15 protein-coding genes and 1 pseudogene are annotated in these 19,898 nt (G+C 69.9%); 5 read left to right on the top strand and 11 right to left on the bottom strand.

Annotated features, from left to right (window positions below):
• Positions 1-156 precede the first annotated feature (156 nt).
• From ACFW2E_RS17480 to ACFW2E_RS17450, 7 genes are all read right to left on the bottom strand, one after another.
• Positions 157-3,762 carry a DUF4082 domain-containing protein gene (locus tag ACFW2E_RS17480; protein ID WP_384467271.1) on the bottom strand — a complete coding sequence of 1,202 codons (3,606 nt, stop codon included), beginning with the start codon at positions 3,760-3,762 and terminating at the stop codon, positions 157-159.
• 70 nt (positions 3,763-3,832) lie between these two features.
• The gene (locus ACFW2E_RS17475; RefSeq protein WP_384467269.1) at positions 3,833-4,951 is read right to left on the bottom strand and encodes a DegT/DnrJ/EryC1/StrS family aminotransferase; all 1,119 of its coding nucleotides are present in this window, start codon (positions 4,949-4,951) and stop codon (positions 3,833-3,835) included.
• On the bottom strand, positions 4,948-5,637 hold the full coding sequence (locus tag ACFW2E_RS17470) for an acetyltransferase (protein ID WP_384467267.1): 690 nt from the start codon (positions 5,635-5,637) through the stop codon (positions 4,948-4,950). Before ACFW2E_RS17470 ends, ACFW2E_RS17475 begins: the two co-directional genes overlap by 4 nt.
• Positions 5,634-6,773 (bottom strand): DegT/DnrJ/EryC1/StrS family aminotransferase, encoded by a 1,140-nt coding sequence (locus tag ACFW2E_RS17465; RefSeq protein WP_384467265.1) that lies wholly within the window; start codon positions 6,771-6,773, stop codon positions 5,634-5,636. Before ACFW2E_RS17465 ends, ACFW2E_RS17470 begins: the two co-directional genes overlap by 4 nt.
• The gene (locus tag ACFW2E_RS17460) at positions 6,770-7,765 is read right to left on the bottom strand and encodes an NAD-dependent epimerase/dehydratase family protein (protein ID WP_384467263.1); all 996 of its coding nucleotides are present in this window, start codon (positions 7,763-7,765) and stop codon (positions 6,770-6,772) included. Before ACFW2E_RS17460 ends, ACFW2E_RS17465 begins: the two co-directional genes overlap by 4 nt.
• 30 nt (positions 7,766-7,795) lie before the next feature.
• Positions 7,796-8,851, bottom strand: coding sequence for a Gfo/Idh/MocA family protein (locus ACFW2E_RS17455; protein WP_384467261.1), 1,056 nt, complete (start codon positions 8,849-8,851; stop codon positions 7,796-7,798).
• Between the two features lie 23 nt (positions 8,852-8,874).
• Entirely contained in the window at positions 8,875-10,314 is a 1,440-nt protein-coding gene (locus ACFW2E_RS17450) for a sugar transferase (RefSeq protein WP_384467259.1), read from the bottom strand.
• Between the two features lie 284 nt (positions 10,315-10,598).
• On the opposite strand from ACFW2E_RS17450, the gene ACFW2E_RS17445 reads away from it, so the two are divergent.
• From ACFW2E_RS17445 to ACFW2E_RS17430, 4 genes are all read left to right on the top strand, one after another.
• Positions 10,599-11,462, top strand: coding sequence for a glycosyltransferase (locus ACFW2E_RS17445; protein ID WP_384467257.1), 864 nt, complete (start codon positions 10,599-10,601; stop codon positions 11,460-11,462).
• A 26-nt stretch (positions 11,463-11,488) separates the two neighbouring features.
• Entirely contained in the window at positions 11,489-12,760 is a 1,272-nt protein-coding gene (locus ACFW2E_RS17440; RefSeq protein WP_384467255.1) for an MFS transporter, read from the top strand.
• 23 nt (positions 12,761-12,783) lie between these two features.
• Positions 12,784-13,806, top strand: coding sequence for a TolB-like translocation protein (locus tag ACFW2E_RS17435; protein WP_384467273.1), 1,023 nt, complete (start codon positions 12,784-12,786; stop codon positions 13,804-13,806).
• A gap of 131 nt (positions 13,807-13,937) precedes the next feature.
• Positions 13,938-14,972 carry a sulfotransferase family protein gene (locus ACFW2E_RS17430; RefSeq protein WP_384467253.1) on the top strand — a complete coding sequence of 345 codons (1,035 nt, stop codon included), beginning with the start codon at positions 13,938-13,940 and terminating at the stop codon, positions 14,970-14,972.
• A gap of 73 nt (positions 14,973-15,045) precedes the next feature.
• On the opposite strand, the gene ACFW2E_RS17425 is transcribed toward ACFW2E_RS17430, so the two are convergent.
• From ACFW2E_RS17425 to ACFW2E_RS17410, 4 genes and pseudogenes are all read right to left on the bottom strand, one after another.
• Positions 15,046-15,432, bottom strand: coding sequence for a VOC family protein (locus tag ACFW2E_RS17425; RefSeq protein WP_384467251.1), 387 nt, complete (start codon positions 15,430-15,432; stop codon positions 15,046-15,048).
• Positions 15,429-15,556 (bottom strand): annotated as a pseudogene (locus tag ACFW2E_RS17420) (transcriptional regulator); the annotation flags it as partial. The pseudogene ACFW2E_RS17420 and the gene ACFW2E_RS17425, both read right to left, overlap by 4 nt.
• Positions 15,557-15,559: 3 nt before the next feature.
• Positions 15,560-16,447 carry a prohibitin family protein gene (locus tag ACFW2E_RS17415; RefSeq protein ID WP_384467249.1) on the bottom strand — a complete coding sequence of 296 codons (888 nt, stop codon included), beginning with the start codon at positions 16,445-16,447 and terminating at the stop codon, positions 15,560-15,562.
• A gap of 513 nt (positions 16,448-16,960) precedes the next feature.
• Positions 16,961-17,779, bottom strand: a complete 819-nt coding sequence (locus tag ACFW2E_RS17410; protein WP_384467247.1) for a TetR/AcrR family transcriptional regulator — start codon at positions 17,777-17,779, stop codon at positions 16,961-16,963.
• 268 nt (positions 17,780-18,047) lie between these two features.
• Between ACFW2E_RS17410 and ACFW2E_RS17405 the strand changes: the two genes are divergently transcribed.
• Positions 18,048-19,760 (top strand): MFS transporter, encoded by a 1,713-nt coding sequence (locus ACFW2E_RS17405; protein WP_384467245.1) that lies wholly within the window; start codon positions 18,048-18,050, stop codon positions 19,758-19,760.
• Positions 19,761-19,898 lie beyond the last annotated feature (138 nt).

Here is a 19,898-nt window from a genome sequence, read left to right as displayed (position 1 = left end):
CAGCTGAGGCAGCCCCCGCGGCGACACACGTGTGTGTTCCAGGTTGCGTGGGCTGGGTGTTGTGTATCCGAGCCCGGCTCATCGATGAGGAAGCCAATCCCCGGTGGTGGTCTCCCCCGCTCTCGGGGCGGACCACCACCGGTGCATTCTGGTCGGTCAGTTCTTCTTCTTGCGGACGGTCTTGCTGGTCAGGCTCCAGCTCTGGGACTTCACCGTGTGACGGTGCTTGTCCCGGGCCGTGATCGTGACCTTGAACCGGGTGCCGTCCGGCAACGGCGCGGACAGGTGGACGGACACCTTGTTCCTGGCCCGGTCGTAGGAGGTGACGGCCGTGATGTGCAGCTTTCCGGCGGCGGCCGCCTTGGGACCCGGCAGGATGGTCAAGGTGGCCCTGACGGACGACAGCTTGGCCTTGCCGGGCACGGTCAGGACGAGGGCGTCCTTCGCGTCGGCGGTGTGCGACACCGAGGACGCGGTCTCTTCCGAGGCGCTGGCCGTCGAGCGCATCGCGCTCGGGTTCTCGGCGGTGAAGACGGGGCCGACCCAGTAGTTCGCGGATCCGTAGGAACTGTTGGGGAAGGCCGAGCCGGTGCCGTACCGGTAGAGCCCGTTGTGGTGCGCAGTGGTGTCGGCGGTGGCGGTCAGCGGATAGGACTGGTGGGCCGCCGCGAAGTAGCCGCCGTCCACCGCATAGTTGCCGTTCGGCGCGTGGTAGGAGACGACGTACGCGGTGTCGGCGGTGATGGCGACCGGAGTGGCGAAGGTCAGCTGCTGCCAGCCGGAGGCCGTCTCGCCGGTGAAGGTACCGGTCGCGAGGAGCGTTCCGTCGTCGGACCACAGGCTGCCGGTGTGGGTGCCCGTGTTGCCGGTGCCCTTGTAGAAGGTGACGCCCGTGACCCAGCCACTGGCCGAGGACGTGAACCGGGTGCCCAGCTCGACGGAGTTGGTGTCGCCGGTCATGTCGGTGGTGGCCGGCACGGTGGAGGAGTTCCACAGTGTGCACGGGCAGGTGACCGCCGGCGGGGTGGAACTGGTGGTGAAGGTCCACGTCACCGGGTCCGCCATGGTGTTGCCCCACAGGTCGGAGGCCTGGACGGAGGCGGTGTACGTGGTGTGCAGCGCCAGCTCCGTCGACGGTGTGAAGGTCACCTTGTTCGACACGGGGAGTGTCCTGGCCCCGGGCACGGTGTTGCCGTTCGGGTCCTTCAGGGTGAACGTCAGGCTGTCGGCGTCGATGGCCGAGCTGAAGACGGCCGACACCGGCGACGTGATCGACACGTTGGTCGCGCCGGACGTCGGGGAGGTCGAGGTGACGGTGGGCGGGGTCGTACTGGCCGTCGAGGTGTCCAGTACCACGTCGACCCAGTAGTTGCTGCCGGAGGACTGTGAGGAGGGGAAGGCGCTGGTCGAGCCGTAGTGGTAGACGCCGTTGCCGCCGTCGGTGCCGGACTTCAGCCCCGTGAGCGGGGCCAGCCCGGCGTCGCTGCCGGAGAAGTAGCCGCCGTCGTAGGAGTATCCGCCGTTCGGGGCGAAGTACGACGCTACATAGGTGGTGTTGGCCTTGACGGTCACCGGCGTGGCGAAGTTCAGCTGCTGCCAGCCGGAGGCCGTCTCGTTGGTGAAGGTGCCGGTGGCCAGGCGGGTGCCGGAGGCGCTCCACAGGCTGCCCGTGTGGGTTCCGGTGTTGGCGGGCGACTTGTAGAAGCGGACAGCGGTGATCGAACCGGCCGACGTGGTACGGAACTTGACGCCGAGTTCCACCGAGCTGCCGTCGCCCGCGTTGACGGTGCCGGGAACGGCCGAGGCCGGCCAGATGGTGCAGGGGCAGGCCTGCGGGCCGACGGTCACCGGGATGGTGGTGACGGTGCCGATGTTGACGCTGTCGTCGACCGCGCGGACCTTGATGGACGCCGCCCCCGGGGTCGTCGGCGTCCAGGTGAAGCTCCAGGACGCGAGGCCGGTGGCGGCCTTCCAGGTCTTTCCGCCGTCCGTGGACACCTCCACGCGGGCCACCACGCCCCCACCGGAGTCGGTGGCGGTGCCGGTGACGGTGACCGGCTTCAGCGCCGGGACGGTGACGCCTGAGTCCGGGCTCTTCACGGTGACGGCCGGGCCCGTGGTGTCGGTGGAGGCCGTCGCGGTCGTGAGGTTGCTCTGCAGGGTCTTCGGCTGGACGCCCATGTCGGCGAGGATGTTCACGGTCGCCTGCTGCATGCGGGCGTCCTCGGTGACCACGGTGTCATCGGGGTTGTACGTCGGAATGTTGGTCAGGCCCCACGACCACTGCACGGTGCCCGCCCCGAACACCAGGGCCCCGGAGTCCTGGTCGCGGAACTCGACGAGATTGTGCGTCGCCGTGCCGTTGCCGTACACGTTGCCCCAGTCCAGGCGGTACTTGCCGTCGGCGACGTCCACCGTCGTGGACGACAGGTCGATCGCCCCGGCGGGTCTGGTGCTGTTGTCGATGTCGCTGTCCCACTCGTAGCCGAGCGTGCCCGTCGGGAAGGTGGCGGTCTGGCTCGACGTGAGGTTCGCGACGGAGGTGTTGCGCCACAGCCGGTTCTTGCCGTACGAGCCGGGGACGGTGATCGCGTCGCTGCGGTAGCCGTTCACCTGGAACATGGAGCCGGTGAGGATGTTCGGCGGCTGGTAGTCCGTCCCGTAGTCGGTGCTCGCCGGGTCCATCCAGGTGCCGGTCCAGGTGCCGCTGGGGTCGGCGATGCCGTTGTTCTGCGCCATCTTGGTCATCTTGTAGCAGACCAGGGTCCGGTTCGCCGTGCTCGTGCCGTCGATGCTCGGGGTCAGCCGGGTCTTCCAGAAGACCTCGTTGCCGCTGAAGAAGGCCTCCTTGACGCCGGCCTTCCTGGCCGCCAGGACGTTGGAGTACTGGCTCTGGGTCCAGTACTCGTCATGGCCCGAGGACATGTACACCTTGTGGTTCTTCAGCAGGGTGCCGCCGTTGGTCGACACGTCCACGCCGGACAGATAGCTGACGTCGTAGCCGTTGCGCTCCAGCCAGGACAGCATCATGTACTCGGATCCGTAGATGCCGTTGTCACCACCGATGTCCAGCGGCCGGTTGTAGCTGACCTCGTAGGCACGGCCGTCCGGCGCGGGTCCCGTGCCTCCGTAGAGATCCTGGCCGCCGTAGTCGTTGTAGGCCTGCCAGGTCTGGTCGCTGGTCTGCACGACTACGTCGGAGGTACTCGAGTCCTTGCGGACGACGAACGGGTACGGCATCAGGCCGTCGCCGTCCGTCTGCGTTATGTTTGCGATGTACAGGCCCGACACGGCGTCGCTGGGCACCGTCCAGGTCGCGGTCACGGGCCAGTTGCCGCAGTCGGTCAGGCCGGTGCTGCTCTTGGTGGTGCAACCGGCCGGCTTGGTCGTGTAGTTGGCCGGATAGGTCACTGCCGCCTGGGCCGCGGTCGACATCTCGCGCGCGCCGTCGCCGCCGTACCAGCCCAGGCGGTAGATCTCGATGTGGTACGAGACCTTCGACTGGACCTTGAACTGGACGGTGTCACCGGCCTGGACGCTCTCCTTGGTGGTGAAGCCCTTGATGTCACCGTAGGCGTTGGGCGAGAACCAGTCGGACTTCGGGCTTCCCGGCTTGGAGTTCTCGCAGACGATGGGGTTCGAGCCCGTTCCGCACGGATCGGATGCCGCCTGCGCGGGCGCGGCCCCTGGGAGCACCGCCCATATCAATGCTGCCACGGCGGCGAGGCGGCCGCCCCGTATCCGTCTGCTCCATTTGTTCATGTGTACCTCTCAGCGGTGCTGTGCAGGACCGACCCGTGAGGTCGGGGTCGAGCGTGAAACCGGAGGCCGATCAGCTTCCGAGCGCGGCCGTGAGAGCGTCGACGACACGCTGTTGCTGGTCGGGGGTGATCTGCGGGTAGAGCGGCAGCGACAGGATCCGTTCGGCCGCCTGCTCGGCGTTCGGGAAGTCGCCCCGGGCGTGGCCGAGATGGCGGTACGCCGGGGTGAGGTGGACCGGGGCGGGATAGTGCACCCCGGCGCCGATGCCCTCGGCGTTGAGCTTGCCCACGATGTCGTCGCGGTCCGCCCCGGCGATCCGGACGACGTAGAGGTGCCATACGTGGACGTTGCCGGGCGCCGTCGTCGGGAGTACGACCCGGCCTGCTGCCGCCAGGTCCGCGAGCAGCGTGTCGTAGCGGGCCGCGGCCGCCCGCCGGGCCGCGTTTCCGTCGGCCAGCCGGGCCAGCTTCGCCCGCAGGACCACGGCCTGCAGCCCGTCCAGACGGCTGTTGAACCCCGGCACGTCGTGGCGGTACTTCTCGACGCCGCCGTGGTTGGCGATCGCGCGCACCAGGCCGGCCAGTTCCTCGTCGTCGGTCAGCACCGCGCCCGCGTCGCCGTAGGCACCCAGGTTCTTGCCCGGGTAGAAGCTGGTGGCCGCGATCCCGCCGCTGCCGGGGGTCCGGCCGTCGCGGGTCGCGCCCTGGCACTGGGCGGCGTCCTCGACGATCCGCACGCGGCCGGGAATCCGGCCGGTCAGACCCGTCACGTCGGCCATCTGCCCGTACAGGTGCACGGGTACGACCGCGCGGGTGGCCGGGCCGACGGCGTCGAGCGCGGCCTGGGGGTCGAGCAGGTAGCCGTCGGGCAGGCAGTCCGCGAGGACCGGGCGCGCGCCGGTCCTGGCCACCGCGCCCACGGTCGCGATGAATGTGTTGGCGGGCACCACGACCTCGTCGCCGGCCCCGACCCCGACGGCACGCAGGGCGAGCTCGACGGCGTCGGTGCCGTTGGCGACGCCCACGCAGTGCGCGACGCCGCCGAAGTCCGCGTACTCGCGCTCGAACAGGCGGACTTCCTCGCCCCCGATGAACGCGGTGCGGGCCAGGACACGTTCGAATCCGGCCCGCACGTCGTCGGCGACTTCCTCGTGGGCCGCCTTGAGGTCCACCAGCGGAATCTGGTTCATGTGACGGGTTCCCCCATTGTTCGCGTCGCAAGTTCGTCGAGCGCCGGAGCGGCCGCCCGGCGCAGCCGCCGGGCCGGGCTCCCCACCCACACCTCGCCCGGCGGAACATCGCCGAGCACCGTGCTCCCCATCCCGATCAGCGACCAGGCGCCGACCGCCGTGCCTTCCCTGACCAGGGCCCCGGAGCCCACGTACGCACCCCGCTGCAGCCGTGCGCCGCCGCCCAGGCGTGCCCCGGAGGCGATCGTGGCGAAGTCCTCGACCACGTCGTCATGGGTGAGTACGACATGCGGCATCACCGCCACATGCGCGCCCACCCGCACGGCGGCGGTCAGTACGCAGTGCGCGAGCAGGACCGAGCCGGGTCCGACCTCCGATGTCGCGGACACCGCCGCCGTCGGGTGGATCACGGTGGCGTAGCGGTCCGCGGGCAGGCCGAGCCTGCGGACCAGACGGGCGCGGGCGGCATAGTCCCCCGGGTTGCCCACGCAGATCACCACCCTGGCTCCGGGCAGGCCGTGGACCAGGTCGCAGCCGCCGAGGACGGGTACACCGTCCACCTCGGTGCCGTGCAGGACGGCGTTGTCGTCGAGGTGCCCGAGCAGCTCCAGGTCGCCCGCGTCCCGTACGGCCTGTGCGGTCTCCCGGGCGAAGCCGCCCGCGCCGATGATCAGCAGCCTGCTCATCTTCGGGCCTGTTCTCGCAGCGCCGCCACGACGCGGTCCTGCTGGGCCTCGGTCATCGTGTGGAACAGCGGCAGGATGAGCGAGTCGCGGCTGATCCGCTCGGTGACCGGCAGCGGCGCCGAGGGGTGGTCCCGGTAGGCGGGTTCGAGGTGCGCGGCCATGATTCCGCGCCGGGCGGAGACGCCGGCCTCCGCGAGCGCGGCGAGCAGGTCGTCCCGGCCGACGGGGAAGCGCTCGTCCAGCAGCACCCAGTAGGACTGGAAGTTGCTCTGTCCGTGTGCGGGGTCGCGTACAGGGGTGAGGCCGGGCACGTCGTGCAGCAGCGCGTCGTATCGTGCCGCCAGCTCGCGGCGGCGGGTGATCATCGCGTCGAGTCTGCCGAGCTGGACCAGGCCGATGGCGGCCTGGACGTCCGTCATCCGGTAGTTGTAGCCGACCTCGAGGTAGCTTTCGAGGAGCGGTTTGTTGCTTGCGTGGCGCTCCGCCGCGGAGGCGTTCATCCCGTGTTCGCGCAGTCGTCGCAGGCGTGCCGCCCACTCGGCGTCGTCGGTGGTCACCATGCCGCCCTCGCCCGTCGTGACGAGCTTGCGGGGGTGGAAGGACCATGCGGCGACAAGGGCGCCGTGCCCCACGGGCTTGCCGCCGACGGTCGAGCCGATGGCGCAGGCCGCGTCCTCGGCCAAGGGGATGTCCCAGTCGGCGCAGGCGGCGCGCAGGGTGTGCACGTCGGCCGGTACGCCGCCCTGGTGGACGGCGAGGACGGCCTTGGTGCGGGGGGTGCGGACCGCGTCCACGGTGGCCCTGGTCAGATTGCCCGTGCCGGGGTCGACGTCGGCGAACACCGGCTCGGCGCCGACGTAGCGCACGGCGTTCGCGGTGGCGATGAACGACAGCGAGGGCACCACGACCTCGTCGCCGGGCCCGAGTCCCAGGGCGACGAGCGACAGGTGCAGGGCGGTGGTGCACGAACTGACCGCGACGGCGTGTTCGGCTCCCACCCGCTCCGCGAAGGCCCGCTCGAACGCGGCGACCCGGGGGCCCTGGGCGACCCAGCCGGACAGCACCGCCTCGGAGGCGGCCGCGGCCTCCTCCTCGCCCAGCCAGGGGATCATCACGGGGATGCGGTCCGTGCTCATCGCGCGGCCTCCCCGGTGGCCGCAGTGGCCGCACGCTCGGCGCGCCACCACTCGACCAGGTCCCGCAGCCCGGTGCGCAGGTCGATCCGGGCCGTGAAGCCGAGCCGCTCGGCGGCCCGTGTCGTGTCCGCGAGCCGCCGGATCACGCCGTTCACCGCGCGGGCGGGCCCGTGCTCCGGCTTCAGGTCCGGCGCTCCCATGGCCTCCAGCAGACCCTGGGCGAGCTCCTTCAGCGAAGTCTCCGTGCCGCTGGCGATGTTGAACACCTCGTCGGTGAGATCCGACTCGGCGGCCAGCACGTTGGCCCTGGCGATGTCCCTGACGTCGACGAAGTCCATGGTCTGCGTGCCGTCGCCCAGGATCAGCGGCGGGTCGCCCGCCTCGATGCGTTCCATCCAGCGGATCAGAACCTCGGTGTAGAGGCCGTGGATGTCCATCCGGGGGCCGTAGACGTTGAAGTAGCGCAGCGCCACGTAGTCCAGTCCGTACATGGCGTGGAAGCTGCGCAGCATGCTCTCGTTGAAGGCCTTGGCCGCGCCGTAGAAGGTGTCGTTGTTGTACGGGTGATGGCGCTCGGTCGTCGGGAAGGTCTCGGCCATGCCGTAGACGGACGCCGAGGACGAGGCGATGACCTTGGCCACGCCGGCCTCGGCCGCCGCCTCCAACACGTTGAAGGTGCCGTCGACCAGGACTTCATTGGCCAGCCGGGGTTCTTCCGCGCACTGCGTGATGCGTATCGCGGCGAGGTGGAACACCAGGTCGGCGCCCTCGGTGACCTTCCGTACGGTGGCGGCGTCCCGGATGTCGCCGTCGACGACCTCCACGACGCCGCTGGTCAGGGCCTGGGCGAGGTTGGCCCTGCGCCCGCGCACGAAGTTGTCCAGTACCACGATCTCGCGGGCGCCGCCCTCGGCGAGGAGGTCGACGAGGTTGGAGCCGATGGTGCCCGCTCCCCCGGTGACCAGGATCTTCTTGCCTCGTACGCTGCTCAACTGCTGTGCCCTCTCGATGGGTTGGAACCGTCAGTGCCCGGCGCGCAGGCCGACGACCGCGCCCTTGAACTCGAGACTGCGGGACGCCGCCTCGAGGATGTCCAGCACACGCAGGCCCGCCCGGCCGTCGGTCAGCGGTGCCCGGCGCTCCCTGATCGCGTCGGCGAACTCGTCGACCATGCTGCGCAGCGCTTCCTTCTCACCGATCGCGGGAGCCACCATGTCCCCCGAGCGGTACGAGATGAGCATCTCCCTGCGCTCGTCCGCGCCGATCTCCTGCGGTGCCGCCAGGTCCACGCCCCGGTCGTAGACCGCCACGCGCTGGACCGGGTTGAGGTCGTCCCAGATCAGGGTGCGTTTGGCGCCGCCCACCATGGTGGTCCGGACCTTGGTCGGCGACAGCCAGTTGACGTGCACGTGGGCGATCGCACCCGTGTTGAGCTGGAGGGTCAGATAGGCCACGCAGGCCTGGCCCGCACCGATCGGATCGGCCCCGTGGGCGGCGACGGCGACCGGTTCGACGTTGTCGGGGAGGATGAAGTCGAGGATGGACAGATCGTGCGGGGCCAGGTCCCACATGACGTCGATGTCCTTCTGGACGAGCCCGAGGTTGATCCGGACCGAGTCGACGAAGTGGATCTCGCCGAGTTCGCCGGTGCGGACGAGTTCCCGGATGCGGCCCACAGCGGGCGTGTAGCAGTAGGTGTGATCACACATCAGGGTGAGTCCGCGCTCCTCCGCCTCGGTCACCAGGCGCATTCCGTCGGCGTAGGTCGCCGCGAGCGGCTTCTCCACGAGGACGTGCTTTCCGGCGCGCAGGGCGGCCAGGGCGATGTCGAGGTGGGTTCCGGCGGGCGTGGCCACGGCGACGGCGGCCACGGACGGGTCCGCGAGGACGGCGGCGTAGTCGGAGGTGGCCTGGACCGTCGAATAGCCGCCGAGGACCCGCTGGGCCCGGTCCACGTCGAGGTCGCACAGCCAGCGCAGCCGGAACTGCTCGCTGGCCTGGAAGTTGCGTACGAGGTTGGGACCCCAGTAGCCGGCCCCGACGACCGCGACCCCCAACGGCTCCGTGATCTGCGTCACTTGGCTCCTCTTCCTTCGGTCCATCAGTAGGCCCCGGTTCCCTTCACCACCGCGGACCCGGTGCGCAGCAGGATCGACACGTCCAGTCCCATCGACCAGTTGTCCACGTATCCGAGGTCCAGCCGGACCGCCTCTCCCCAGGGCAGGTCGGAGCGACCGCTCACCTGCCAGAGCCCGGTGAGGCCGGGTTTCACGAGCAGCCGGCGCTTGATCTCCGGTGTGTACTCCTCCACCTCCTCGGGCAGCGGCGGGCGGGGCCCGACGAGCGACATGTGGCCTCTGACCACGTTGATCAGCTGCGGCAGTTCATCGAGCGAGCTACGGCGCAGAAACGATCCGACTCGAGTGATCCGCGGGTCGCCCTTCACCTTGAACAGCAGGCCGTCGCTGTTCTGGTTGAGGTGCGCCAACTCCGCCCGGAGAGCCTCCGAGTCCTGCCGCATCGTGCGGAACTTCAGCATGGTGAAGTGATCGCCGTACCGGCCCACCCGCTGCTGTCTGAACAGCGCCGGCCCGGAGCTGTCCAGCCGGACGAGCAGGGCGATCAGCAGCATGGGCAGCGCGAGGAAGGCCAGGAGTCCCGCGGCGAGCGACCGGTCCAGCAGTTCCTTGGGCACCCGGGAGATCCGGGAGAGGTTCGGGGCGTGTATCCGTACCAGCGGCACCCCGTTGGTGGGCCGGACCGCCAGCCGGGAGGCCGACACGTCGGCCAGCACGGGGGCCAGCAGGAAGTCGACGTCCTGTACGGCCGCCGTCCAGGACATCCGCCGCAGGACGGAGGCGTCGTACTCGGGTGCCGGCAGGACCACCACGGTGCTGATGCCCAGGGCCCGGACCACGACGTCCATGTCGCCGACTCCCCCGAGGAAGGGCAGCCCCAACTTCCGGATCCGTGCGGCGTTTTCCGGATCGCTCAGACACACGCCGGCGGTCTGCAGCTCCTGTACGCCGCCACGCCGCAACACGGTGACCAGCTCCATGATGCCGTGCGACGGCCCGATCAGGAGCGTCGCGCTCCGGTCCCGCCCCCGCGCCCAACGTCTGTGCAGACGGCGGCGCAGCGCGTACCGGACCGGCAGGGCGATCACGGGGAGCGACAATGCAGCCATGGTCATGTCATGGAGGAGTCCGGAATCCTGCGTGAACAGGTAATACGCACCCACGGCCAGCGCCGGCAGGGCGACGGCGCCACGCAGCACCCGTCGGTACTCCTCGGTCCCCAGACCCAGGGCGCTGCGGTCGTAGGAGCGATGGGCGAGCATCGCCAGGATCCACGTCGGGGGCAGCACCAGGGCCACCGCCCAGCGGCCGTAGGCCGCGTGGACCAAGAACGCCGCGACAGCGGCCGCTAAGGCGTCCGTGACCAGCAGGACGATCCGGTACCTCTGCTCCCAACGTCTTGGGCGCGTTTCCGGACTTCTACGTTCCACAACCAATTGCTCATGCGTGACCTCAATGGTCATGCTCCCCCCACCACATGCGCGGCTACCCCTGACCGAAGTGCCCTCGACACAGCGGCACCGGAAAGCGAGGGGGCTTCAGCGGTCCCCAACCGCCTCGCGCCCCCAGCATGCTGGTTACTGACTGTTCAAATGCGTTCAAAGAGCCGTACCGTGACATGCAGTCAAGAACGAGTTCCCCACCCAAACCGGTCCGGCGGACCTCAATCTAGACCACTGGACGCAGCCACGGGAACAGTTGGACGAAACACACATCGCAATAGTGACGTCAACGGCATACTGCCCAGGTGACGAGCATCGTGATCCCGGCCCACAACGAGGCGCGAGTCATCGGCCGGCTCCTCGATTCGCTGCTGGCCGACTCCTGCGAGACCGGTTCCTCCGAGAACGAGACCGACATCGTGGTCGTATGCAACGGCTGCACGGACGACACCGCGCGAATCGCGGCCGCTCGCGGGCCGCGCGTCCGAGTCGTCGAGATCCCCGTCCCCTCCAAGCACGCCGCACTGCGGGCGGGTGACGACCACGCACGCGGCTTCCCACGCGTCTATGTGGACGCCGATGTCGTGATCACGGGCGCCGACGTCCGGACACTGACCGAGCCCCTGGACGACGGCACCCCGGGGATCCTCGCCACCGCCCCCGAACGGCAGATCCCGCTCAAGGCCTGCGCCTGGCGGGTGCGCGCCTACTACCAGGTGTGGCAGCGTCTGCCCGCCGTGCGCGAGGGGCTGTTCGGCCGAGGGGTCATCGCGGTCTCCAAGGCCGGGCACGCCCGGATCGCCGAGCTGCCACCGCTCATGGCGGACGATCTGGCCGCCTCCCTGGCCTTCGCTCCGGAGGAGCGGCTCGTGGTCGGCAGGGCCCGTGTAGTGGTCCACCCGCCGCGCACCTGGCCGGACTTGATCAAACGTCGGATCCGGGCCGCGGTCTCCACCGCCCAGGTCGAACGGCATCAGGGACCGGAGGAGGCCTCGGCGCGCACGAGCACGGCAGATCTCAAGGCGATACTCCGCAGAGAGCCGAGGCTCTTCATGCCGGTCGCAGTCTTCGTCGCGGCGGCGGTGGTCGCCCGGCGAGGGGCCAGAAAAGCCGTCCGGGCACAGGACTTCGACACCTGGCTACGGGACGAGAGCAGCCGGCAGAACTGATCGCACCGCACCTGGAGCCTTTGACCATGTATCTCACCGACCGCTCCGCGCCGTCGGCGGCCGGCGCCGAGCCGGGCCGAGGACGTGCCTTCGGGCCCAAGGTCGCCCCTGTCGTGCTCGTGCTGGGCACGGTCAGCCTGATCACCGACATCTCCTCGGAGATGGTCACCGCCGTCCTGCCGCTCTACCTTGTCAGCCAGGTGGGCTTCAGCCCGCTGGGGTTCGGCACCCTCGACGGCGTCTACAACGGGGCCGGCGCCCTGGTCCAGCTGACCGGCGGTCACCTCGCCGACCGGGTGCGCAACCACAAGCTGATGGCCGGGCTCGGCTACGGCCTGTCCGCGCTGTGCAAGCCGCTGCTCCTGCTCGCGAGCGGCCTGGGCACGCTCGGCACGGTCCTCGCCCTGGACAGGACCGGCAAGGGCCTGCGCACCGCCCCGCGCGACGCGATGATCTCCCTGTCCACGCCGCCCCAGAACCAGGGCCGGTCCTTCGGCGTACATCGAGCGATGGATACCACCGGCGCGATGCTCGGCCCACTGGTGGCCTTCCTCATCCTGCGTGCGGCGGCCGACGGCTACGACGCCGTGTTCGGCGTGAGCGCGTGCGTCGCCGCGCTCGGCCTGCTCGTACTGGTGCTGTTCGTACCCGGCAGACGGCACGACACGCGGTCGAACGAAGCCGGTGCGCCGGACGGCGGACGGCCCGTCCGCGTACGCGAGGCGCTGGCGCTGCTGCGCATACCGCGGCTGCGGGCGCTCGCGGGCTGTGCCGCGCTGCTCGGCCTGACCACGGTCAGCGACGCCTTCGTCTACCTGCTCGTGCAACGGCGCGTGGGCATCGGCGAGGAGTGGTTCCCGCTGCTGCCGCTGGGCACCGCAGCGGTGTTCCTGCTGCTGGCCGTGCCCGCCGGCGCGCTGGCCGACCGGATAGGGCGGCGCACCGTGTTCCTCGCCGGACACGCCGGACTCCTCACCGCCTACGCCCTGCTGCTGTGGGCCCCGGACACATCGGCTCTTCCCTGCCTCGTACTCGCCCTGCACGGCACGTTCTACGCGGCCACCGACGGTGTGCTTCCCGCTGCTCTGGCCGGCATCGTGCCCGAACAGCTGCGCGCCAGCGGCCTCGCCCTTGTAGGCACCAGCCAGGCGCTGGCCCGGTTCTCCTGCTCACTGGGCTTCGGCGCCGCCTGGACGGCGTGGGGAGACGGTCCGGCGCTGGCCGGAGCGGCCGCCGGCCTGCTGTGCTGCGCGGCCGTCGCGGGCATGGTGCTGCGGCCGACGGGAGGGACCCGATGACCACCACGACCACAAGGATCCGGATGACACCGCTGGGCCGCCGACTTCTCATACTCTTCACGGCGGTACTGCTTCTCGCCGGGCTGGGGACCGGCGTGGTCCTGCACGCCGCCGCCCGCGCGGATCGGGCCGACCAGCCGCAGTCGGGTGGCCCCGCCGTCAGCACCGGCAAGCTGACGCTCGGCCAGAAAGGCCGCCTGGCCTTCGTGAACGGGGCGGCGGGCCCGCACCGCACCGCGGTCGCCTCGGTCCCGTCCACCGACCCGAGGGGCGGCCGGACCGCCTCGGACCTGAAGTGCGCACGCTTCTACGCGGCGACCGGCACGGGCGTCTGCCTCCAGTCCGTCACCGGCGTCCTCAAGCAGAGCAACCGTGCCCTGCTCCTGGACCGCAACCTCCGTACCCTGCGCACCTTTCCGCTCGCGGGCACCCCCAGCCGGGCCCGAGTCTCGCCCAGCGGCCGCTTCGTCGCCTGGACCGTCTTCGTCTCCGGCGAGTCCTACTCGTCCGCCTTCTTCTCCACCAGGACCTCGATCCTGGACACCCGCACCATGCGACTGACTCCCAGCCTGGAGAGCTTCTCCGTCGTCCTGGACGGCAAGCCCTATCACGCCTCGGACATCAACTTCTGGGGCGTCACCTTCGCCAAGGACGACGACACCTTCTATGCCACCCTCAACACCGCCAACCGCACCTACCTGATCCGCGGTTCACTTTCCCGGCACACGGTCACCACCCTGATCCAGAACGTGGAGTGTCCGTCACTCTCGCCCGACGGGACCCGCGTCGCCTTCAAGAAACGGGTCCTGTCCGGTGCGACCCTCTGGCACGAGTACGTCCTCGACCTGACCACTCTGCACGAGACGGCACTCGCCGAGCGCCACAGCGTCGACGACCAGGCCGCCTGGCTCGACGACCACACCGTCGCCTATGCCCTCCCGGCCAACGGCAAGGTCGGCAGCAGCGACCTGTGGAGCGTGCCCGCGGACGGCAAGGGCGCACCCAGGCTGCTGATCGCCGGTGCTTCCTCGCCGGCACCGTCGTAGATCCGGATCGACCGGGTGAGCGACCGGTACACCCCCGGAGACCGGAGCCCGTTTGGACACCCGGCCGTCATGGATAGTGCACAGGTAGTCCGGGCCCGGTCCCGGGTGTCACATAGCTGCGGAGGCTGACCGTGCGTTCCTTGACCTTCGTCATCGGTACGGGGCGCAGCGGCTCCACCGCGCTGTCACGCATTCTCAACGCTCACCCGGACGTACTGAGCCTCAACGAGTTCATGGCCTCCGTGGGCGACGCCGCCTTCCCCGAAGGGAAGTCGACCGGTGAAGAGTTCTGGGAGTCGCTCTTCCGGCCCGCCCCGCACTTCGAACGGATGATCCGTAGCGGGCTGCCGCTGCCGGAGTTCCTGTACACGCGCCGCCCCGGAAGGTACGCGACGGAGACCACCGGGATTCCCGCGCTCTCCCTGATGGTGTTGCCTCACCTCACCGACGACCCCGACGGGCTCCTCGACGAACTCCGCGCAGCGCTGGTCCGGTGGCCGGATCGCACCGCAGCCGAGCACCACCAAGCGCTGTTCGACCTGCTCTGCGAACGGTTCGGACGGCGCGCCGTCGTGGAGCGCTCGGGCTACTCGACAGGCTGGGCGCCGGGGCTGCGGGCCGCATTCCCGCAGGCGAGGTTCGTGCACATGTTCAGGGACGGTCCGGACTGCGCTCTGTCCATGAGCCGTCATCCCGGGTACCGCACGATCTCCCTGCTGCGCGAAATCAAGGCACGCGCGGGCATCGACAGCTTCGCCGACCTCACGGCCGAGCACACGCGCGCACTGCCTGCGGACCTTTCGCCACTGCTCGACGACCGCTTCGATCCCGCCCTCGTACGCGACCGGGACATCCCCCTACGGACGTTCGGCACTCTCTGGTCCGAACTCGTCACCGAGGGAACGCGGTTCCTAGGTCAACTGCCCGGCGGCCAAGGCGCCGCTCTCGCCTACGAAGACCTCCTCGACGATCCCGCCGGGGAGCTGACCCGCCTGGCCGAGTTCATCGGCGTCGATCCGCTCCCCCAGTGGCTGATCAGCGGATCCGCGACGCTCGACCACAGCCGGCGCGGCTCCGCGCACGAGCTGGCCCCGGCCGAACTCGACGAGCTCAGGGAGAGCTGCGCCCCAGGCACCCGCGTTCTGCAGGGCCGACCCGGCCGGTGAGTGGCCGGGTGGCGCAGAAACGCGTCCCCCGTACCACCCAACAGGAATCCACCGGCCGAGTGACCCAGGCCCCCTACTTGCTCTGCACGATCTGGATCAGGTTGCCGCAGGTGTCGTCGAGGACCGCAGTGGTGACCGTGCCCATCTCGAGTGGCTCCTGTGTGAAGTCCACCCCGAGCCGGCGCAGCCGGTTGAACTCCGCCCGTACGTCGTCCACGGCGAAGGAGGCGGCCGGGATGCCGTCCTGGACCAGCGCCGTCTTGTACGGCTGCACCGCGGGGTGACCGGAGGGCTCGAGCAGCAGTTCGGTCCCGTCGGGGTCTTCCGGCGAGACCACGGTCAGCCACCGGTCCGTCCCCACCGGGACGTCGTGCTTCTTCACGAAACCCAGCACGTCGGTGTAGAAGCGCAGGGCCTTGTCCTGGTCGTCGACGAAGACGTTGGTGAGGTGGATCTTCACGGGGCGTTCTCCGGTGCATCGGGCCCGAGCCACCGGGTCACGATGTGCTCAGGGGGTCGGTGTGCAAGTCGTCGAACTTATAGCGGCCCTGGCGCCGTGGAACGACCAGACCCGCCGATCCCAGTCACTAGTTCTTGCTGTCGTCCACGATGACCGGCGTGCCGCCCGAGTTCGTTCCGCACGGCACCGCGTACACCGGGTTGGCCTTAGCAGCCTCCCTGTAGGCGTCCAGGCACTGGTTGTAGAGCACCTTGTCGCTCAGCGACTTCTCGATGATCTTGTTGGCGCGGGCAGTGCCTTCCGCCTCGATCCGCTTGCGCTCCGCCTCCGCCTTCGCCGTGCGCGACGCCTCGACGGCCCGCTCGGTGGCCTGCTCCTGCTGGATCTTCTTGTCGATCTGGTCCTGAAGCTTGTCCGACGGCTTCACATTGCGCAGATTGACAGCCGTGACATCGATCCCGCGTGGCGCCAGGCGCTCCTTGACGAGGCGTTCGATCTCCGAGCCGATCTGCTCGCGGGCGGAGGCGTAACCCTCCTCGCTGGTGTGCTTCGCGAAGACATTGCGGATGATCTCGCGGCTGTCCGGCAGCACCAGGCGCGCCTCGATGGCTCCCTCGCTGCCGGCCAGCCGGTACAGCCCGACCGCCTTCGCCGGCACCACCGCCCACTTGATGGTGACGTCCGCGTACAGCACTCCGCCCTGCGAGGAGCGGACCTCGACCACGTCCTTGTCGTAGAGGTTGAGATCCACCGGGCGGGTGGAGTAGGACGTGACCTCGGTGAACGGCGATTTGAAGTGGATGCCGGAGGTCAGCGGCGTGCCGACCCTGCCGAAGGTCACCGGGACGCCGACCTCATAGGCGCTCACGACATAGACGCAGGTGAAGACGCCGGCCAGCACGCCGGCTACGGCGCTGAGCGCCGCCCCGAGCTTCCAGTTCCCGGCGGAGCGTGCGCGGCCGACGAAGAAGAGCACGACCGCCGCTATGAGCAGCAAGATGGACAGGACGAACACAGGTATCCCCCTCCGAAAGCCGGTCTGCGCCGCCTCGGGCGCGATCGGCAGCGCATCGTAGCGAGCCTGGACGACCACGCCATACGCAGCCCCCCACGGCCCGCCCGACCGTGCGTCGGCGAGTCATTGACGGCCTGTCGGGTGACGGCGCATGTGCCGTCCCGGGGCGGCCCTCGGCCACGACCGGGTGCGGCGGCGATACGGGCCCGTTCCGACCTGCGCCGCCGCAGAGGCTGTTCTCGTCCGCCGGATGCGGTGACAGGGCCGTACATCCCGCGCCTCGGGCCGCCGCCTCCGCGAGTCCTTCGAAGGGAAAGGCGTACGGGCCGACCTCGAGGCGGCCATCACGGCTGCCGGGCCCCTGGGTTGGCGCGCCGGAGGATGTCGCCCCGAATCGAAGATCATCCGCCCCTGTACCCGGCGAAGACGAGACGCGACCCATGAGGCCACGATCTGAACCACGGGCCGGGATGCCGGAGCAGGAGTCTTCGCCGCCCCGCCGTGGTCATGGTCTCAGGGCGTTCGACGAGGTGGCTGGGTGTGAGAGTCCGGAGTCGCACTGGTCTCGGAGTCGGGCAGGTAACTCGCCAGGCCGCGCAGGATGATCTCCAGACCGATGTCGAATCTCTCGTCCGAGGAGTCCGTCACCATCAGTCCGGCCAGGGAGCGCAGATGGGGAAAGTCCTCCGCGGGCAGGGAGGCGAAGTAGTTCTGCATCTCGTCGGCCATCTCGCTCCAGTCGGGGCGGGCCAGAGACGATGTGTCACCGCCGTGCTGGGCGGCCCGGTCCTGCCACATGCCCTCCTCCAGGACGAACCCGTCGATGTAGGTGGAGATGAGGTCACCGGCCTCGGCCGCGATGCGGTCGGGGAGCCCGGCGGTGCGGAAGATGGCGAGCAACGCCTCGACGTGGGGCAGCAGTTCGGCGGTGAATGGGACGTGGGCCATGGAAATCCGGGCCATGTCCCGGTGGGCCAGCAGGCGCTGCCGCCCGGAGCGGGCGAAGTCCCGCACCTGCTCCCGCCACCGCTCCGGGTCGGGTTCGGGCAGCGTGAAGCCGTCGAAGAGCCGGGTGTACATCAGCTCCAGGAGTTCGTCCTTGGAGCTGACGTGGGCGTAGAGCGCGGAGACCGTCACCCCGAGTTCGGCCGCCACCTGACGCATGGACAGGCCGTCGAGCCCCTGGCGGTCGAGCACGGTGAAGGCAGCCTCGACGACGCGTTCGCGTGACAGAGGTGCGCGTACGGGGGCAACGCGGGTGCGGGCAGGGCGCTCGCGCTCCCAGGGGGAGGGCGGAGGGGGTGCGGGGGTGTCGGCGGCCGCGTCGGTCATGAGGACAGTCTAGGCATGGGGAGAACAGCGTTCTCCTTCGACGAGCGTCGTTCACCGAGGAAACGCGATATATCTTGTTCCCGCGCCAGGGTTGCGCTATATCTTAGTGAACAGCGTTCTCCCGGTGAGCACCGTTCTGTTAAGGTGAACAGCGTTCTCCACTCGCCCGGACGCCCGCCTGCCCACGGCCGCGCCAGGGTGCCGGGCAGTCACATCCACCCGTCCCACCGCGTCGCCCCGCGCCGCGGCTCATTTACGAGGAGTTCCGATGTCCACCACCGGTGTCGCGTCCACCGAGACGCCCACCGACTCACCAGCGCCCTACCGGTGGCGCTGGGCTGCGCTCTTCGTGATCCTCGCGGCCGAGGTGATGGATCTCCTCGACGCCGTCGTCACGAACATCGCCGGCCCCTCCATGCGGGCCGACCTCGGCGGCGGTGCCTCCACACTCCAGTGGCTCGCCGCCGCGTACACCCTCTCGATGGCCGTCGGCCTCGTCACCGGAGGACGCCTCGGGGACATCCACGGCCGCCGAAGGATGTTCCTGGTAGGCGCTGCCGGCTTCACCCTGGGCTCGCTGCTCTGCGCGATGTCCGTGTCGCCCGAGATGCTGATCGGCGCCCGTGTCGTACAGGGCCTGTTCGGCGCGGTGATGCTGCCCCAGGGCCTCGGCATGATCAAGGAGATGTTCCCGCCGAAGGAGTCGCAGAAGGCCTTCGGCATGTTCGGCCCGGTCATGGGACTGTCCGCGGTGTGCGGACCGATCCTGGCGGGCTGGCTCGTGGACGCCGACTACTTCGGCACCGGCTGGCGGATGATCTTCCTCATCAACCTGCCGCTGGGTGCCGCGGCCATCCTCGGCGCCCTTCGCTACCTGCCGCGGACCCTGTCCGAGAACAAGCCGCGCCTCGACATTCCCGGCATGCTCATGGTCTCGCTGGCCGCCCTGCTCATCATCTTCCCGCTCGTCCAGGGTCGTGTGTACGAGTGGCCGTTGTGGACGTTCGCGTTGATGGCCGCCTCGGTGGTCGCCTTCGTCGCCTTCGCCAAGTACGAGGCGCGCCGCAGCAAGGACGGCCGGGACCCGCTGGTCGTCCCCAGCCTCTTCCGCAAGCGCGGGTTCAGCGGCGGCATGACCCTCGGGCTGGTGTTCTTCTCGACCATGCAGGGCTTCATGCTGGTCTTCAACCTCTACACCCAGATCGGCCTCGGGTATTCGCCGCTCAAGGCCGGCCTGGTGATGGTGCCCTGGTCGGGTGGCATGATCGTCGGCTTCGGGATCGCTCAGGCTGTCGTCCGGTTCGGGCGAGCCGTGCTCCAGGCGGGCGCGCTGGTCATGGCACTCGGCGTGTTCGGCGTCTGGCTGACTCTCGACCTGGCGGGAAGCGGGGTCGGCCCCTGGCAGCTCGTCCCGTCCCTGCTCGTCACCGGCATCGGCATGGGTCTGCTCATGGCGCCGTTCTTCGACATCGTGCTCGCGAGTGTCGAGCAGCACGAGACGGGTTCGGCGTCCGGCACGATGACCGCGATACAGCAGCTCGGTGGCGCCTTCGGCGTGGCCATCCTAGGCACCGTGTTCTTCGGTCTGCTCGGCGGCGGAATCGCCACCGCCGTCGACCACCACTCGGACGGCCTGCGCGGGCAGCTCGCCGCCGCGCACGTCGCGCCCGCCACCCGAGAGCGCGTCGTGGCGGACCTGCGCGAGTGCGCCTCGGACCGCGCCGTCGCAAAGGATCCCGCCGCGACCCCGGCGTCCTGCGCGCGTCTGGAGAAGGACGCTCGGTCCGCCGTGACCTCGCCCGAGGCCGGCGCCCGGGTACCCGCCGCGCTGCGGGCCACCGCATCGTCGGCCTTCCGGAGCGGCTTCGGCTCCGTCATGAAGACGGTGCTGTGGATCGTCGACGGCATGCTCGCCCTGACCTTCCTGCTCGCGTTCCTCCTCCCGCGCCACGCCCGCCCCGAGGAGTCCGCGGGGCACTGAGCCCCGGCCGAACCGGCATCGGCGATCGGGGGGCGGGGGGGGGCCCCCGGGAGGGGGGGGGGGCCCCCGCCCGGGGGCGCCGGCCCCGCGGCCCCCCGCCGCGCGCGCGGGCGGGCGGGGGGGGGGGGGAAACACACC

This window comes from Streptomyces sp. NPDC058964 (assembly GCF_042741275.1).
Taxonomy (GTDB): Bacteria; Actinomycetota; Actinomycetes; order Streptomycetales; family Streptomycetaceae; genus Streptomyces.
This window is presented reverse-complemented; position numbering and strand designations above follow the sequence as displayed.

Coding starts and splice junctions, on each gene's coding strand:
- ACFW2E_RS17410 (WP_384467247.1), bottom strand. CDS start 17,779: ATGACCGACGCGGCCGCCGACACCCCCGCACCCCCTCCGCCCTCCCCC.
- ACFW2E_RS17475 (WP_384467269.1), bottom strand. CDS start 4,951: ATGAACCAGATTCCGCTGGTGGACCTCAAGGCGGCCCACGAGGAAGTC.
- ACFW2E_RS17440 (WP_384467255.1), top strand. CDS start 11,489: ATGTATCTCACCGACCGCTCCGCGCCGTCGGCGGCCGGCGCCGAGCCG.
- ACFW2E_RS17480 (WP_384467271.1), bottom strand. CDS start 3,762: ATGAACAAATGGAGCAGACGGATACGGGGCGGCCGCCTCGCCGCCGTG.
- ACFW2E_RS17450 (WP_384467259.1), bottom strand. CDS start 10,314: ATGACCATTGAGGTCACGCATGAGCAATTGGTTGTGGAACGTAGAAGT.
- ACFW2E_RS17465 (WP_384467265.1), bottom strand. CDS start 6,773: ATGAGCACGGACCGCATCCCCGTGATGATCCCCTGGCTGGGCGAGGAG.
- ACFW2E_RS17435 (WP_384467273.1), top strand. CDS start 12,784: ATGACACCGCTGGGCCGCCGACTTCTCATACTCTTCACGGCGGTACTG.
- ACFW2E_RS17405 (WP_384467245.1), top strand. CDS start 18,048: ATGTCCACCACCGGTGTCGCGTCCACCGAGACGCCCACCGACTCACCA.
- ACFW2E_RS17470 (WP_384467267.1), bottom strand. CDS start 5,637: ATGAGCAGGCTGCTGATCATCGGCGCGGGCGGCTTCGCCCGGGAGACC.